The 13,932-nt window shown below is 58.3% G+C and carries 16 protein-coding genes; 3 read left to right on the top strand and 13 right to left on the bottom strand.

The features are described from left to right. Window positions 1–4: 4 nt before the first annotated feature. The 4 genes from HY2_RS08785 to HY2_RS08770 all read right to left on the bottom strand — a co-directional run bounded on the left by HY2_RS08785 (window position 5) and on the right by HY2_RS08770 (window position 4,047). Entirely contained in the window at window positions 5–838 is an 834-nt protein-coding gene (locus HY2_RS08785) for a segregation and condensation protein A (RefSeq protein ID WP_034826755.1), read from the bottom strand. Beyond that, complete coding sequence (gene nagZ, locus HY2_RS08780; RefSeq protein WP_081814988.1) at window positions 835–1,878, bottom strand: beta-N-acetylhexosaminidase; 1,044 nt, start codon at window positions 1,876–1,878, stop codon at window positions 835–837. Before nagZ ends, HY2_RS08785 begins: the two co-directional genes overlap by 4 nt. Further along, a complete protein-coding gene (locus tag HY2_RS08775) occupies window positions 1,878–2,741 on the bottom strand; it encodes an SPOR domain-containing protein (RefSeq protein WP_034826753.1) in 864 nt (287 codons plus the stop codon). Before HY2_RS08775 ends, nagZ begins: the two co-directional genes overlap by 1 nt. Window positions 2,742–2,874: 133 nt before the next feature. After that, a complete protein-coding gene (locus HY2_RS08770) occupies window positions 2,875–4,047 on the bottom strand; it encodes a deoxyguanosinetriphosphate triphosphohydrolase (protein WP_034826750.1) in 1,173 nt (390 codons plus the stop codon). Window positions 4,048–4,074: 27 nt separating this feature from the next. Between HY2_RS08770 and erpA the strand changes: the two genes are divergently transcribed. Both erpA and HY2_RS08760 read left to right on the top strand, forming a co-directional pair. Continuing rightward, a complete protein-coding gene (erpA, locus tag HY2_RS08765) occupies window positions 4,075–4,416 on the top strand; it encodes an iron-sulfur cluster insertion protein ErpA (RefSeq protein WP_034826748.1) in 342 nt (113 codons plus the stop codon). A 56-nt stretch (window positions 4,417–4,472) separates the two neighbouring features. Further along, a complete protein-coding gene (locus HY2_RS08760) occupies window positions 4,473–5,642 on the top strand; it encodes an epoxide hydrolase family protein (RefSeq protein WP_034826746.1) in 1,170 nt (389 codons plus the stop codon). Window positions 5,643–5,947: 305 nt separating this feature from the next. On the opposite strand, the gene nusB is transcribed toward HY2_RS08760, so the two are convergent. Genes nusB through glyA form a run of 7 tightly spaced genes read right to left on the bottom strand, consistent with a single transcriptional unit; the run spans window position 5,948 to window position 11,057 of the window. After that, the gene (gene nusB, locus HY2_RS08755; RefSeq protein ID WP_051594863.1) at window positions 5,948–6,415 is read right to left on the bottom strand and encodes a transcription antitermination factor NusB; all 468 of its coding nucleotides are present in this window, start codon (window positions 6,413–6,415) and stop codon (window positions 5,948–5,950) included. Continuing rightward, window positions 6,412–6,840 carry a 6,7-dimethyl-8-ribityllumazine synthase gene (ribH, locus tag HY2_RS08750; RefSeq protein ID WP_034826741.1) on the bottom strand — a complete coding sequence of 143 codons (429 nt, stop codon included), beginning with the start codon at window positions 6,838–6,840 and terminating at the stop codon, window positions 6,412–6,414. Before ribH ends, nusB begins: the two co-directional genes overlap by 4 nt. Then, the gene (gene ribB, locus HY2_RS08745; RefSeq protein ID WP_034826739.1) at window positions 6,840–7,967 is read right to left on the bottom strand and encodes a 3,4-dihydroxy-2-butanone-4-phosphate synthase; all 1,128 of its coding nucleotides are present in this window, start codon (window positions 7,965–7,967) and stop codon (window positions 6,840–6,842) included. Before ribB ends, ribH begins: the two co-directional genes overlap by 1 nt. A 10-nt stretch (window positions 7,968–7,977) precedes the next feature. Then, entirely contained in the window at window positions 7,978–8,598 is a 621-nt protein-coding gene (locus tag HY2_RS08740) for a riboflavin synthase (RefSeq protein ID WP_034826737.1), read from the bottom strand. Window positions 8,599–8,622: 24 nt separating this feature from the next. Further along, window positions 8,623–9,270, bottom strand: coding sequence for a RibD family protein (locus HY2_RS08735; protein ID WP_034826735.1), 648 nt, complete (start codon window positions 9,268–9,270; stop codon window positions 8,623–8,625). Further along, window positions 9,267–9,743 (bottom strand): transcriptional regulator NrdR, encoded by a 477-nt coding sequence (gene nrdR / locus HY2_RS08730; RefSeq protein ID WP_034826733.1) that lies wholly within the window; start codon window positions 9,741–9,743, stop codon window positions 9,267–9,269. The genes HY2_RS08735 and nrdR overlap by 4 nt, the downstream gene beginning before the upstream one ends. Before the next feature lie 6 nt (window positions 9,744–9,749). Continuing rightward, complete coding sequence (gene glyA / locus HY2_RS08725; protein ID WP_034826730.1) at window positions 9,750–11,057, bottom strand: serine hydroxymethyltransferase; 1,308 nt, start codon at window positions 11,055–11,057, stop codon at window positions 9,750–9,752. A 222-nt stretch (window positions 11,058–11,279) separates the two neighbouring features. On the opposite strand from glyA, the gene HY2_RS08720 reads away from it, so the two are divergent. Further along, window positions 11,280–11,696 (top strand): Ros/MucR family transcriptional regulator, encoded by a 417-nt coding sequence (locus HY2_RS08720; RefSeq protein ID WP_034826728.1) that lies wholly within the window; start codon window positions 11,280–11,282, stop codon window positions 11,694–11,696. A 1-nt stretch (window position 11,697) separates the two neighbouring features. On the opposite strand, the gene hemA is transcribed toward HY2_RS08720, so the two are convergent. Beyond that, a complete protein-coding gene (hemA, locus tag HY2_RS08715) occupies window positions 11,698–12,915 on the bottom strand; it encodes a 5-aminolevulinate synthase (protein WP_034826727.1) in 1,218 nt (405 codons plus the stop codon). A gap of 104 nt (window positions 12,916–13,019) precedes the next feature. Continuing rightward, entirely contained in the window at window positions 13,020–13,811 is a 792-nt protein-coding gene (locus tag HY2_RS08710; RefSeq protein WP_034826919.1) for a class II aldolase/adducin family protein, read from the bottom strand. Window positions 13,812–13,932 lie beyond the last annotated feature (121 nt).

The following is a 13,932-nucleotide window of genomic DNA, read 5'->3' as shown; positions in this document are numbered from 1 at the left end:
TTTCTCAAGCGGTTGCATTACTGCCCCCCTCTGGGCTGGTCCCTGCATTACGCAGATATAGCGGCGCAAAGTGTTCATCCTGCCGCACATCAACTTCGCCATCCCGGACGAGTTCAAGCGCAGCCGAGAACACACTGGCCGTTACGGAACGTGCTGGCAGTTCCGGATCCACAGATGTCATGGTCGTGCGGATCTCTTCCAGAGTGTGCCATTGTTCCAATTGCTGGCGTAGGGCGCGTAGGCTGGTGCGGGCAAGTTCAAGTGGCAGCACCATCTGCTGCTCGATTGTATGCGGACGTTCCTTCTCGCGGCGATCGCGGATCGCGCCAAAGGCCTGGGTCAGTTCGTAAAGGCTGGCGCTGAACTCAGTATGCTTGACCACTTTGGGCTGCTCCGGAGAGCCTCGCAGGAAAACGACATTGTTGAGGACAGGACCTGCTTCCAGCTCTTCCACAGCGCCGCGCATGGCTTCCAGCCGCTTGAGACGGAAAGCCAGCCGCGAGGCCATTTCCTCACCGCTCGGCTCTTCCTCTTCTGCCTTTTCAGGTTTTGGCAGAAGCAGACGAGACTTCATGAACGCTAGCCATGACGCCATCAGCAGATAGTCAGCCGCCAGATCGATACGCTTCGCCTTCGCATCCTCGATAAATTCGAGATACTGCACAGCCAGCGACAGCATGGAGAGGTGCAGCAGATCGACCTTCTGCTTACGCGCCAGTTCCAGCAGCAGGTGTAGAGGTCCCTCATAGCCACCCACATCCACGGTGAAGAGATCACCAGCTTCAGCGTCCTGTACGTCAGCAGACAGCGCATCTATGGAGATCACATCAACGCTCATGCGGTTGCGATCCTCTGCAATTGCGGGAAGTATTCATAAAAGCGCTGCCAACTTTCCTGAGCATTGAACTCCTGCGCATGAGTAGACATCGCTTCGGCACGCATGGCCCGCTCAAGAGCCTTGCCCTCCAGTTCAGGCGATACGGCGGCAACATCTGCCATTTCGGCCAGAATGGCATCTGGATCCTTCAGGAAACCGGAGCAATGAAGCAGCACGTCGCATCCGGCGGCAATTGCCGCAGTGCCCCGCTCTCTCAGGCTTCCGCCCAGCGCCCGCATGCCCAGATCATCCGTCATCAACAATCCATCAAACCCGATTCGGCTGCGGATCACGTCTTGAATCATCACTTTTGACAGAGTTGCGGCCACACCGGCGTCAAATGCGTCATAAGCAATATGTGCGGTCATCGCCATGGAGGCATCGGAAAGGCGCGCAAAGGCCTCAAAATCCTTCGCCAGTTCATTATCACCCGCCGTAACCCGGGGCAGCTCCATATGGCTGTCAGACATGGAACGGCCATGTCCTGGAATATGCTTGATAACGCCTGCAACACCCCCATCGGCCAAGCCTTTCAGGGCTGCACCCGCGAGGTCTGCCACAGTTTCGGGCTCAGTCCCGAAAGCACGATCGCCAATGACGTCATGCGCGCCCGGCACCGGCAAGTCTACGACAGGAGCACAATCGGCGTGAATGGACATGGCAGACAGCTCCGCCGCAATCAGTCGGTGGCTCAGCCAGACGGCTTCCCTTCCGGCCAGGCGGTCCTTCGCGTAAAGCTCTGCATAGTCGTGCCCGCGCGGGAATAGCGGCCATTCCGGCGCTTTCAGTCGGGCAACCCGGCCACCTTCCTGATCGATGAAGATCAGACACGGGCGACCCATGGCATTCCAGATATCATCCACCAGCCGACGGACCTGTCCCCGCGAAACGCAGGAGCGTCCCATCAGGATCAAGCCCCAGGGTTGATGCGCAGCAAACAGCGCGGCCTCATCTTTCGTAAGCACAGGCCCCGAAACGCTGAGGATGCACGCCTTCGCCACTATCCTGTCACCACGATGCAATTCTCGCCGCTAGCCTTCACGGCATCGCAAAAAGCAGAGGCCTCAGCTCGTTCGGCAAAGCTGCCAACGCGCAGCCTGTAGAACACGCCCTTGGCACCCAGATCGGCCCGCTGAACCTGCTTGCGCGCTCCGCGATACAGATCTGGCCGGGACGTCGTCGCCTTGCTCCAGGCGGTCTCCGCCGCTTCCTGAGACCGGAATGCCGCCAGCTGCACCAGATAGGTGCCGCCATCGGTAAACGCGAATTGCGATGTCGGCGCGGCAGGCGCGGCCGGCAATTGCCGTGTGGCTGGCAGCTCGATCGGCGCATTGGAGGCAACCTCCACGCTGTCCTGAGGTTCTTCCGGGCGGTCATCCAGCTCTGCCAGCGCGCGAACCTGATCTGCCACAGCGTTCGGCATACCGTTTTCCGGGTCCGAATCATCCATTTCACGTTCCTGTCCGGGGCGAAGCTCTATTGGCGGTCCCCCCTGCAGCATCTCGCCGCTCTCTTCATCCGTGCCGCCGTCTGCATAGTCACGTATATCTTCTTCAGCACGTTTAGAGGCGTCCATCTGATCGTAGAAGCGCTTATCGACATCCGGCACGGCCACACCACCCCGATCTTCAGGCGCGCGTTTGTAAGGCTGCTTTTCTGCAATAACACTTGGGATTCCCGCCCCATTGGAACGAACACCTTGACGATAGGTGTTCCACACCACCGCGCCAAAGACGAGCAGAACGCCAATAGCGAGCGCCAAGATCAGCGGCCCACGGGCCGTTTCCTCGTCCCGGACCTCAAATCCGCGGTAATCGTCTTCGAAGGGAGAGTAATCACCCCCACTATCCCGATATCGACCCATGGAATCGCCCTTCAGAATGCTGTCACAGAGTTAATATTATGGGGTGTTTCGTTAACGGCACTTGAATGGAACTGCGCTTTCACACCCATACAGGCGTTGAACTGCTTAATGCCCGTAAACCATAAGCCAGTGACTAACGCAGAGCCTCAGGGTCGTACAACCGGCGATATTCATCCATCGCAAATCCGTCAGTCATACCGGCAATATAGTCACACACGATACGGGCGCGTTTGGCCTCAGTGGCCTGAGAGGCATCCATCCGCCAGGGCGAAGGCAGCGTATCCGGCTCATTCAGGAAGATGTCGAACAGGTCTTTCAGCATCCGCTTGGCTTTGCTGCGCATGCGATTGACCTTGTAATGCTTGTACATGCGCTCATACAGGAAAGCCCTCAACGCGCGCTGGCGGCTTTCCAGCTCAGGCGAGAATGCGACAAGCGGTACATCCATCGCTCGCACAGCCGCCGCGCTCTGAGGATTGTACTCCTTGATACGCCGCATCGTCTCCCCGGTCAGGTCGTTGATCCACAGACCAATCAACCGTCGGACAGCCTCATAACACACCATGCGGTCATTCAGATGAGGATACTCTATGCGAACAGCGCGGAACTCATCGCCGACAATCGGCAGGTCCATCAGCTCGTCAATCGTGAACAGTCCAGCAGCGATCCCGTCATCAATATCATGATTGTTATAGGCAATATCATCTGACAAGGCCGCGACCTGCGCTTCTGGCCCCGCGAACTGTTCCGGCTCCAGATCCTTAAGATAGGGAAACCCCCGAAAAGCCGCCGGCAGTGACTCAAAAGGCGTGTCGGGGCCAACCACCGGGCCATTATGCTTCACAAGGCCTTCTAGCAACTCCCAAGTCAGATTGAGCCCGTCATAATTGGGATAGCGTACTTCCAGCTTTGTCACGATGCGCAGCGTCTGGGCGTTGTGGTCAAAGCCTTCATACTCCGCCATGCACTCGTCCAACTGGTCCTCACCGGCATGGCCGAAGGGCGGATGGCCCAGATCATGCGCCAGTGCCAGCGCCTCGGCGAGGTCCTCATCCAGGCCCAGCGTGCGGGCGATACTGCGGGCAATCTGGGCCACTTCTAGGGAGTGCGTCAGGCGGGTGCGGAAATGGTCCCCCTCATGCGCGACGAATACTTGCGTCTTCTGCTTTAGACGGCGGAAAGCCGTGGAGTGGATCACCCGGTCGCGATCACGCTGGAACGGCGTGCGTGTGGCCGACGGGGCCTCGTCATAATACCTGCCCCGGCTGTCTTCATGCCGCGTTGCGTACACTGCTCTCTTTTCCATTGGCCAGAGAATCCCTATCTGTAGACTATGAGCACGATGACGGCCCCTGATGTGACCCTTACAGCCTCTGCTGCCAAGCGGATTAACGCGATTCTGACAAAACAGGACGGCGTAGACTATCTACGTGTGTCAGTTGAGGGAGGCGGCTGTTCCGGCTTCTCCTACAAGTTCGACTTTGACACCGCCGCCAAGGAAGATGACCTCGTCATCGAACGCGATGGTGCGAAGGTGCTGATCGACGAGATGAGCATGGAATTTCTGAAAGGCTCAGAGATTGACTTCACGACAGAGCTGATCGGCGCGGCCTTCAAGATCAACAATCCCAACGCCACAGCGGCGTGCGGCTGCGGAACCAGTTTCTCGATTTAACTTGCATGGCCCCACGGCAAGCCCCCTAAGTGATCCTGTCTTAGGGAGGGACATGCATGTCTAAAGCTCAGCCGTTCCGCATTGAGGTGCCGCAGGAAAAGCTCGACGCCATCATGGCGCGCGTCAAGAACTATGACTGGTTCCCTGCCCCGGCCAATGAACAGGGCTTTGCTTATGGCATGTCCACCACGATGATGAAGGACATTCAGCGCTACTGGATCGCCGGTTATGACTGGCGAAAGGCCGAAGAGAAGCTGAACCATTTCGCCAATTACAAGGCCAGGGTGGACGATATGGAGATCCACTATGTCCATGTCATTGGGGAGGCTGGCGGCCAGCGGCCCTTGCTGATCACGCATGGCTGGCCTGGCTCTGTTTTTGAATTCTGGGAATGTATCGGACCGCTGGCTTTCCCATCGAAATATGGCGGCCGCAAGGAAGATGCGTTTGACGTCATTATCCCCTCGCTACCCGGCTATGGGTTTTCGGAAAAACCCAAATCCCCCATAGGCCCGCGCGCGACGGCTGCCCTGTGGGATAAGCTGATGAGGGAGGTTCTGAAATACGACACCTATCTCGCCCAAGGCGGAGACTGGGGCGCAATGGTCACCTCATGGCTGGGCCTGAACCATGGCGCGACAGACGGCAAAGGCGGCTGCAAGGCCATTCATCTGAACATGATAGGCTTCCGCCCGTCCCCTGCCACACCACAGAATGATGAAGAGGTTGCCTGGCTCACCCGCACACAGGAAGCGATGCAGCGTGAGGGCGCATACTTCATGGAGCAAGCCACCAAGCCCCAAACGCTGGCCATGGCCCTAATGGATAGCCCCGTCGGCACGGCAGCCTGGATCATCGAAAAGTTCCATGGCTGGTCAGATCTATCTGATGGCGGCCTGCTGGACGCCTATACCAAGGACCAGTTGATCACAAACGTCATGATCTATCTGGTGAACGATGCCATCGCGACCAGCGTCTGGTTCTATAATGGGTTCATGCAGGAAGGCGCCAATGTGCTGCCGGAAAATACCCGCTGCGAAACGCCGACAGCCTTTGCCAACTTCCCAGGAGAGTCCGTTTACACACCTGCCCCACGCAGCTGGTTCGAACGCGCATACAATCTGACACGCTGGACCGATATGCCCCGCGGCGGGCACTTCGCGGCCATGGAAGAGCCCGAGGCCTACGTGGAAGATGTCCGCGGCTGGGCGAACGAGTTGGACTAAAAGCCGCCTCTCCCCCTGGTTCCAGCAATGCTGCCAAGGGATTCAGGCTACCCAATCCATAGGAGGGACGCCCGCCCTATCTTGCATCCGTCGCCGCAGCACCAGCATAGCGGTGGCAGGTCCGGAAAGGCGCTGAGTGGCCCACCGCTCATGGCTTTCCGCGCGGATGGGAGCGGGCCCCAATGCATGGGGGCACCAGACTATCCAATACAATTGAATAAACGTCCTCGTGCCACGGAAGCCCGGCTTCCATCCGCAAGGGCCTTATCAATCAGGCAAAACCGGATGGCCAGAAGCCAGTCCGGCTATTGGCGCAGGTCCTTGGCCAGATTGTCGAGCACGGCGTTTGCGAACTTGGCTTCCTGCTCTTCGAAGAAGTCATGTGCCAGAGAAACATATTCATCCAGAATGATCGCATTGCTGAGATGGGTGTGGGCGATGAACTCCCCCGCACCAGCCCGCAGCAGGGCGCGCATCGTGGCGTCCAGACGCGTCAGCTTCCAGCCCTTGGCAAGACGCGCCAGAATGGCCTTGTCGATTGCGGCCTGATGATCGACCACGGACAGGACGATGGATTTGAAGAGATCCGGATCGGCCTCTTCCACAGGCTGCTCATCCGGGCCGATGCCCAGACGATCTTCCATGAAGGCCCGCACGGTCGCCTTGGCGGACTTGCCGGTCTGCTCCATCTCGTAGAGCGCCTGAACGGCAGCGAGGCGTGCACCTGCCCGCCTCGCCCGTGTAACCTCAAAAGGGATTTTGTGATCGCTCACCGAATGAGTTCCTTGCGAAACTTGATCATGGCGAGACAGGCCTCGGCCGCATCCGCGCCCTTATTGCCTCGCTTGCGGTCAGCGCGTGCCAGCGCCTGCTCTTCATTCTCGACGGTCAGGATACCGAACCCGATGGCCTGACGGCGCTGCACGATCAGGTCCATCAGGCCCCGTGCGCTCTCACCGCAGACATAATCATAGTGTGTGGTCTCGCCGCGGATAACGCAGCCAAGCGCAATCGCGCCATCAAAGCGTCCGCTATCGGCAGCCATAGCGATCAGGCCCGGCAGTTCAAACGCGCCCGGCACTTCCATGACGGTGACCTTCGCACCGGCTTTTTCCAGCACTTCCAGCGCGCCGGCTTCCAGCTCGTCAGCGATGTGCTTGTAATATCTAGAAACGGCGACGAGTACGCGGTCCACCATCATTCAGTCTCCTCATTAAGACGGCGCCACCCCTCTATGGTCAGGCCGTATCCGTCAAGTCCTGCAACGCGGGTCGGCTGCGTATCGGACAGATAGATCATGCGGCGAACACCCAGCTCGCGCAGCATCTGCGCGCCGACGCCGTACTCACGCAGCGGTGCCGTAGGATCGACCGGCGCAGATGTTTTAAGACCCAGCCGCTCGGCAATGATGTTCGGACGCATCGTGTTGACGAAAACGACAACGCCCGGCTCATCCGCTTCGGCAATGATGCGCATCGCCCGCTCGACAAGCCCCTGACGCGGCCCGGTCTCACCCAGTACATCGGCCAGAATGTCGGTGCGGTGGACACGTACAAGTGTCGTGGAGTCCGGCGTGATCTCACCATGGACGATGGCAATATGCTCGGAATTGTCGAGCGCATTACGGAAGCAGACCGTCTTGAATCCTTCGCCAAAGGCAGAGGTTAGCGTTGCTTCCACGCGGCGCTCCAGAAAGCGGTCATTCTGGCGACGCCAGGCGATCAGGTCCGCAATCGTGCCAATCTTCAGATTGTGAAGCTGGGCAAAGCTGACCAGCTCCGGAAGACGTGCCATGGAGCCATCTTCATTCATGATCTCGCAAATCACGCCTGCCGGAAACAGGCCGGCCATGCGGGAAATATCCACCGCAGCTTCGGTATGGCCTGCGCGCACCAGCGTGCCACCATCGCGCGCGACCAGCGGGAAAACGTGGCCCGGCGAAACGATGTCGTCATGATCCTTGGTCGGGTCGATCGCAACCGCAATAGTTTTCGCCCGATCATGCGCAGAAATGCCGGTCGTGACACCTTCCTTGGCTTCGATGGAGACCGTAAAGGCCGTGCCCATGCTTTCCCGGTTATTGCGGGTCATCATGTCTAAATTCAGCGTATGCGCGCGCTCCTGCGTCATCGCTAGACAGATCAGGCCCCGTCCATGGCGCGCCATGAAGTTCACATGCTCAGGCGTGGCGAAATTTGCGGGGATGATCAGGTCGCCCTCATTCTCCCGGTCTTCCGCGTCCACCAGGATGAACATCCGGCCATTGCGGGCATCCTCGATGATCTCATCAATGGAGGAAATTGCGTCGTGAAATTCGCTCGACATAATCTGGTGCCTATCGCCCTTCCGGCGCATCCGCGCCAATCATCCGCGCCACGTAGCGCGCCAGCATATCAATCTCAAGATTGACCCTGGAGCCGGGCTGCAGATCGCTGAGTGTCGTGACCTCCCATGTGTGCGGGATGATCGCCAATTGAAAATCGCCATTCGGCAGGGCAGCTGCGACGGTCAGGGACACACCATTCACCGCAGCAGAGCCCTTTGTCGCAAAGTATCGCGCAATCTCTCCCGGGGGGCGGATCGTCAGACGGTAGCTCTGACCTTCCGGCTCAATCGAAACCACTTCGCCAACACCGTCGACATGGCCGAACACGAAATGCCCGCCCAGTTCATCGCCCAGCTTGAGGCTTTGCTCCAGATTGACGCGTGCGCCCTCTTCCCAGTCGCCCAGAACGGTCCTGGACAGCGTCTCCGGTACGGCCTCAACCGCGAACCATGCGCCACGCTTCCCCTCGCCCATATCGACGACGGTCAGGCACACGCCCGAATGCATGATGGAGGCGCCCATGGCGATGTCTTCCAGCGGATAGCCGCTTTCGACCTCAAACCGGCGCAAGCCATTGCGGTCTTCGGCCTTGCGTACGCGCCCGACGTCAGTGACGAGTCCTGTGAACATCTTTTGTTGCCCTCAAAAACCTGCTCAGGCCCGTACATAGGTATCGAAGACGTCATCCCCAATCCGTTCCGTTGCGACAGCGCGCCACCGTGACGCTGCGCCAAGGTCGGACAGACCGAGAGAGCCTAGCGCCGGCAGTCCATCACCGCCAATCAGGATCGGTGCGCGGAACCAGGCGATTTCATGTACCAAGTCTGCGCGAATGAAGCTGGCCGCCAGCGTACCGCCGCCTTCCAGCAGGATGGATGTGATGCCTTCCGCTTCAGCCCGGCGGACCAGCTCTTTCACATCCACACGGATGCCCTTGCCGCACCGCCAGATATCGACCCCACTCGCCGCCAGAATGTCCTGTGGCTGGCCATTTGTGGCAACCACAACACGGCCGCTTGAAATGGATTGCACTAAACGGGAGCTGCGCGGTGTGCGCCCATGGGAGTCGGCAATGATGCGGACAGGCTGGGTCTTCGGCAGCGGCACCGTCCGCGCGGTGAGCAACGGATCATCCGCCAGAACCGTACCGATGCCGACCAGCACGGCATCATGCGCCGCCCGCAATTCATGCGCCTTGGCACGAGACCCGCTGGAAGTAATCCACTGGCTCGTGCCGTCTGCTAGGGCAATTCGGGAATCCAGAGACGTAGCAATCTTGAGGGTGATTTTCACCCCGCTCATTCCTCGTCGCCTTCCTCGTCAAGGTCGAGGGAAGTTTTCTCTATGAAGTGAGCGAAATCGTTCGGGTCGCGGAAATCCTTGTAGACGCTGGCAAACCGCACATAGCCGACGGGGTCGACCATGCGCAGGGCTTCCATGGCGAACTCGCCCACATCATTTGAGGACACTTCCGTTTCGCCTGCGCTTTCAAGCTTGCGGACGATGCCGGAGACCATCTGGTCGATCTGCTCCCGGTCCACGGGTCGTTTGCGCAAGGCAATGGTGATGGACTTGGCCAGCCGCTCGCGGTCGAATGGCACGCGTTTCCCGTCGCGCTTCACGACAGTAATCTCACGCAACTGGACGCGCTCGAATGTCGTGAAACGGGCTCCGCAGGCCTCGCACACCCGTCTGCGGCGCACAGCAGTGTTGTCTTCAGCCGACCGGCTGTCCTTCACCGATGTGTTCTCGGAACCGCAGAACGGGCAGCGCAAGGTCTATCAGCCCCCCAAGCCGTTATAGATCGGGAACGCTGCCGTGAGGGCTTTGACTTCCTCACGCACCTTGTCTTCTGTCGCAGTGCTGTCGCCGCCTGCAACCGCGTCGACAATCTCGCCGATCCAGTTACCGATCTGGGTGAACTCATCTTCGCCAAAACCACGCGTCGTACCGGCTGGAGAGCCGACACGGATACCGCTGGTGATGGTCGGCTTCTGCGGGTCGAAAGGCACGCCATTCTTGTTGCAGGTGATGAAGGCGCGCTCCAGAGCGTGCTCGGCGTCACGGCCAGTCACATTCTTCGGACGCAGATCAATCAGCGCAACGTGTGTATCCGTGCCACCGGAAACAACATCCAGGCCACTCGCCTTGCAGGCCGCCGCCATGGCGCGCGCATTCGCAACAACCTGCGACGCATATTGCTTGAATTCCGGCGTCAGCGCTTCGCCGAACGCAACGGCCTTCGCCGCGATGACATGCATCAGCGGCCCGCCCTGAATGCCCGGGAAGATCGCAGAATTGATCTTCTTGGCCAGCGCTTCGTCATTGGTCAGGATCATGCCGCCGCGGGGGCCGCGCAGAGTCTTGTGCGTGGTCGTTGTGGCAATGTGGGCGTGGTCCAACGGGTTCGGATGTGCGCCGCCGGCAACAAGGCCGGCAAAGTGCGCCATGTCGACCATGAACAGCGCATCCACTTCGTCCGCGATTTCACGGAAGCGTTTGAAGTCAATCTCGCGCGGATAGGCAGAGCCACCGGCGATGATCAGCTGCGGACGGTGAGCCTTGGCCAGACGCTCAACCTCGACAAAGTCGATCCGGTCATCTTCGCGGCTAACGCCATACTGAACAGCATTAAACCATTTGCCAGACTGGTTCGGACGTGCGCCATGGGTCAGGTGGCCACCGGCATCCAGGCTCATGCCCAGAATGGTGTCGCCCGGCTTCAGGACAGCGTTGAATACACCCTGGTTTGCCTGGCTGCCGGAATTCGGCTGCACATTGGCAAAATTGCAATTGAACAGTTTCTTGGCGCGCTCGATGGCCAGCTCTTCGGCGATATCAACAAACTCGCATCCGCCATAATAACGCTTGCCCGGATAACCTTCGGCATACTTGTTGGTCAGGATCGTCCCTTGCGCCTCAAGCACGGCGTTGGACACGATGTTCTCGGACGCAATCAGCTCAATCTGCTGCTGTTGGCGTGTGCGTTCCTTCTTGATCGCGTCGAAGAGTTCCGGATCGCGATCTTCCAGAGACTGGCTGAAGAAAGCCGTGGTATCAAACCGGGCCGGCTGCGCTGTATCTGCCATGGGCGAATCTCCTGCTGGGTTCCCGCGGTGTTTACGCTCAGGCGGCCCAAGCTGCAACCATTGCAGCGCCTTGGCAGCACAATAACATACCGCTTCATGTTGGCTTAGAAATATCTTGAGGTATTTGATGCAAATACTTGAAGAAGTGTGATAATTCAGCGATTAGGTGAACATAAAATCGGCAATTTGACTTCTTTTACCTGCTGGATTCTTGGTGGACGCATGAGTGAGACACAGCAAACCGATTTCCTGACCATGACCAGCCGGATTGTTTCCTCTTATGTGGCAAACAATACACTTGGGCATGAACAACTGCCCGACCTGATCCGCACGGTGTATGAAACCTGTGCCACCCTGTCAGAACCGAGCCCGCCCCAAGCCGAGACACCAGAACCAGCCATCGCTGTTTCCAAGTCTATCACACCTGATTTCCTGATCTGCCTGGAAGATGGCCGCAAGCTGAAGATGCTCAAACGGTATCTGAGGTCACGCTTTGACATGACCCCAGACGAGTACCGCGAAAAATGGAATTTGCCGGCGGACTATCCGATGGTCTCTCCGAACTACGCAAAGCTCAGATCGAAGCATGCCAAGCAAATCGGTCTTGGCAAAAAACCACCGGCGAAAAAGTCCAAATAGATCAGGCTGCCTTGTCGAGGCCCAGCTGTTTCCAGACAGCCAGAATTGAGGCGACCAGCTCGTCCATCATCACCTCATCGTGCACCGGGCTCGGCGTGAAGCGCAGGCGCTCCGTGCCACGCGGAACTGTCGGATAGTTGATCGGCTGAACGTAGATGCCGAAATCGAAGAGCAGCGTGTCGGACAGCGCCTTGCAGCGTTCCGGGTCACCCACCAACAGCGGCACAATGTGAGAGGGTGAATCCATGACCGGCAGGCCTGCATCGCGGAATTTCTGCTTCAGCGATGCCGCATTGGCCTGCTGCATCGAGCGCAGCTTACGGCCCTCATCCGTGCGCAGCTTGCGGACGCTTGCCAGCGCACCAGCCGCCATCACCGGACAGGTGGAGGTCGTGAAGATAAAGCCGGACGCCATAGACCGGATTGCGTCAATGACGGTCTCATGGCTGGCGATGTAACCGCCCATCACGCCGAATGCCTTGCCGAGCGTACCCTCGATAATGTCGATACGGCTGGCGAGGCCAAGCTTCTCTGCAACGCCCGCACCATTGTGGCCGTACATGCCAACCGCGTGAACTTCATCCAGATAGGTCAGCGCGTTAAACTCGTCGGCCAAGTCGCAGATCTCTTCCATACGGCCGAAATCGCCATCCATGGAGTAGACGCTTTCGAATGCGATCACTTTCGGACGGTTCGGATCGTCATTCTCCATCAGCGCGCGCAGGTGATCAACATCATTGTGACGGAAGATGCGGCGGTCTGCGCCGGAACGGCGAATGCCCTCGATCATGGAGGCGTGGTTAAGCGCGTCGGAATAGATGATCAGGTTCGGCAGGATCTTGCCAAGCGTAGACAGGGTTGCGTCATTGGATACGTAGCCAGACGTGAAGAGGAGCGCAGACTCCTTCTCGTGCAGGTCAGCCAACTCCTGCTCCAGATCCACGTGGTAACGTGTCGTACCAGAGATGTTGCGCGTGCCGCCGGAGCCAGCCCCAAAGCTGTCGATCGCATCATGCATCGAATTGATGACGTGATCATCCTGGCCCATGCCAAGATAGTCATTGGAGCACCAGATGGTGACTTCGCGCTCGCCATCCTCAAACCGCGCTGTCGCCTTGGGGAAACGTCCCTTGTGACGTTGCAGGTCGACGAAGACGCGATAGCGGCCTTCACCATGGATTGCGCTCAATGCGTCTTCAAAGGCCTTGAGGTGTTTCATCTGCACAGTTTCCAAAATTACATGGCGCCTACATAAGCGCGTGAGGGAAATTTGATAATGGTCCCTTACGTCACACCCTACAGCAAGCGCATACGTATATTTCCTTAAGCATCATAACCCGGCAATTGCCGATCCAGCTTCCGCATCAGCGCAGGCCAGATCAGTCGCTCTGTCAGCATGCTCATACCGGAAGAATCCTCAGTCAGGCCACCCTGCCCAGCCACCTTCTGCTGCAGATCATTTCCGCACTCCAGCACACCGTCGCGCCCCGCTGAAAGGGCCATGATCTGCATGTTGCAAGCGCGTTCCAGGAAGAACATACGTGTGAAAGCTTGCGCAGCGGTTTCGCCAATGGTCAGCGTACCGTGGTTGCGCAGCAACATGGAATGCTTTTTCGGGCCGAGGTCTGCCACCAGGCGTTCACGCTCATCAAGGTCCAGCGCAATGCCTTCATAGTCGTGATAGGCAATGTCCTCACGCACAACCATGGCCGTCTGGCTTAACGGCATCAAACCTTCTTTCTGCGCAGAGACGGCCACACCCTGGTCGGTATGGACGTGAATCACCACTTTTGCGTCTTCGCGCGCATCGTGAATCGCGGAGTGAATCGTGAAACCCGCCGGATTGATAAAGTGATCTGTCTCCTGGACGATATTGCCCTCCAGATCGACCTTAACGAGCGAGGACGCTGTGATCTCATCAAAGAAATAGCCATACGGGTTGATCAGGAAGTGGTGGTCCGGCCCTGGCACGCGATGGGAAATATGCGTGAAGATCATGTCATCCCAGCCATGTAGCGCAACCAGACGGTAAAGCGCCGCCAGATCCACTCGGGCCTTCCATTCTTCTGCAGAAACGGATGAGCGAATATCAACTTTCTGTGCGCCGTCGGCCATGTTCCGGGTCTCCCTCAATATTGTTTTCTGCAGATTATCCGAAAATACCCGCAGACGCCAGCTGATGTTGACGCCTGCGTCACCTTCCTGTGGCTGCCTGTATTGCCAGAACATTCGCCGC

The organism is Hyphomonas pacifica, assembly GCF_000682675.1.
GTDB lineage: Bacteria > Pseudomonadota > Alphaproteobacteria > Caulobacterales > Hyphomonadaceae > Hyphomonas > Hyphomonas pacifica.
This window is presented reverse-complemented; position numbering and strand designations above follow the sequence as displayed.

Excerpts from the sequence above, each read along its gene's own strand:
- HY2_RS08785 (WP_034826755.1), bottom strand. The coding sequence starts at position 838 with ATGAGCGTTGATGTGATCTCCATAGATGCGCTGTCTGCTGACGTACAG.
- HY2_RS08775 (WP_034826753.1), bottom strand. The coding sequence starts at position 2,741 with ATGGGTCGATATCGGGATAGTGGGGGTGATTACTCTCCCTTCGAAGAC.
- HY2_RS08710 (WP_034826919.1), bottom strand. The coding sequence starts at position 13,811 with ATGGCCGACGGCGCACAGAAAGTTGATATTCGCTCATCCGTTTCTGCA.
- ribH (WP_034826741.1), bottom strand. The coding sequence starts at position 6,840 with ATGGTGGACCGCGTACTCGTCGCCGTTTCTAGATATTACAAGCACATC.
- hemA (WP_034826727.1), bottom strand. The coding sequence starts at position 12,915 with ATGAAACACCTCAAGGCCTTTGAAGACGCATTGAGCGCAATCCATGGT.
- HY2_RS08735 (WP_034826735.1), bottom strand. The coding sequence starts at position 9,270 with ATGAGCGGGGTGAAAATCACCCTCAAGATTGCTACGTCTCTGGATTCC.
- HY2_RS08720 (WP_034826728.1), top strand. The coding sequence starts at position 11,280 with ATGAGTGAGACACAGCAAACCGATTTCCTGACCATGACCAGCCGGATT.
- ribB (WP_034826739.1), bottom strand. The coding sequence starts at position 7,967 with ATGTCGAGCGAATTTCACGACGCAATTTCCTCCATTGATGAGATCATC.
- HY2_RS08770 (WP_034826750.1), bottom strand. The coding sequence starts at position 4,047 with ATGGAAAAGAGAGCAGTGTACGCAACGCGGCATGAAGACAGCCGGGGC.
- HY2_RS08760 (WP_034826746.1), top strand. The coding sequence starts at position 4,473 with ATGTCTAAAGCTCAGCCGTTCCGCATTGAGGTGCCGCAGGAAAAGCTC.
- erpA (WP_034826748.1), top strand. The coding sequence starts at position 4,075 with ATGAGCACGATGACGGCCCCTGATGTGACCCTTACAGCCTCTGCTGCC.
- HY2_RS08740 (WP_034826737.1), bottom strand. The coding sequence starts at position 8,598 with ATGTTCACAGGACTCGTCACTGACGTCGGGCGCGTACGCAAGGCCGAA.
- glyA (WP_034826730.1), bottom strand. The coding sequence starts at position 11,057 with ATGGCAGATACAGCGCAGCCGGCCCGGTTTGATACCACGGCTTTCTTC.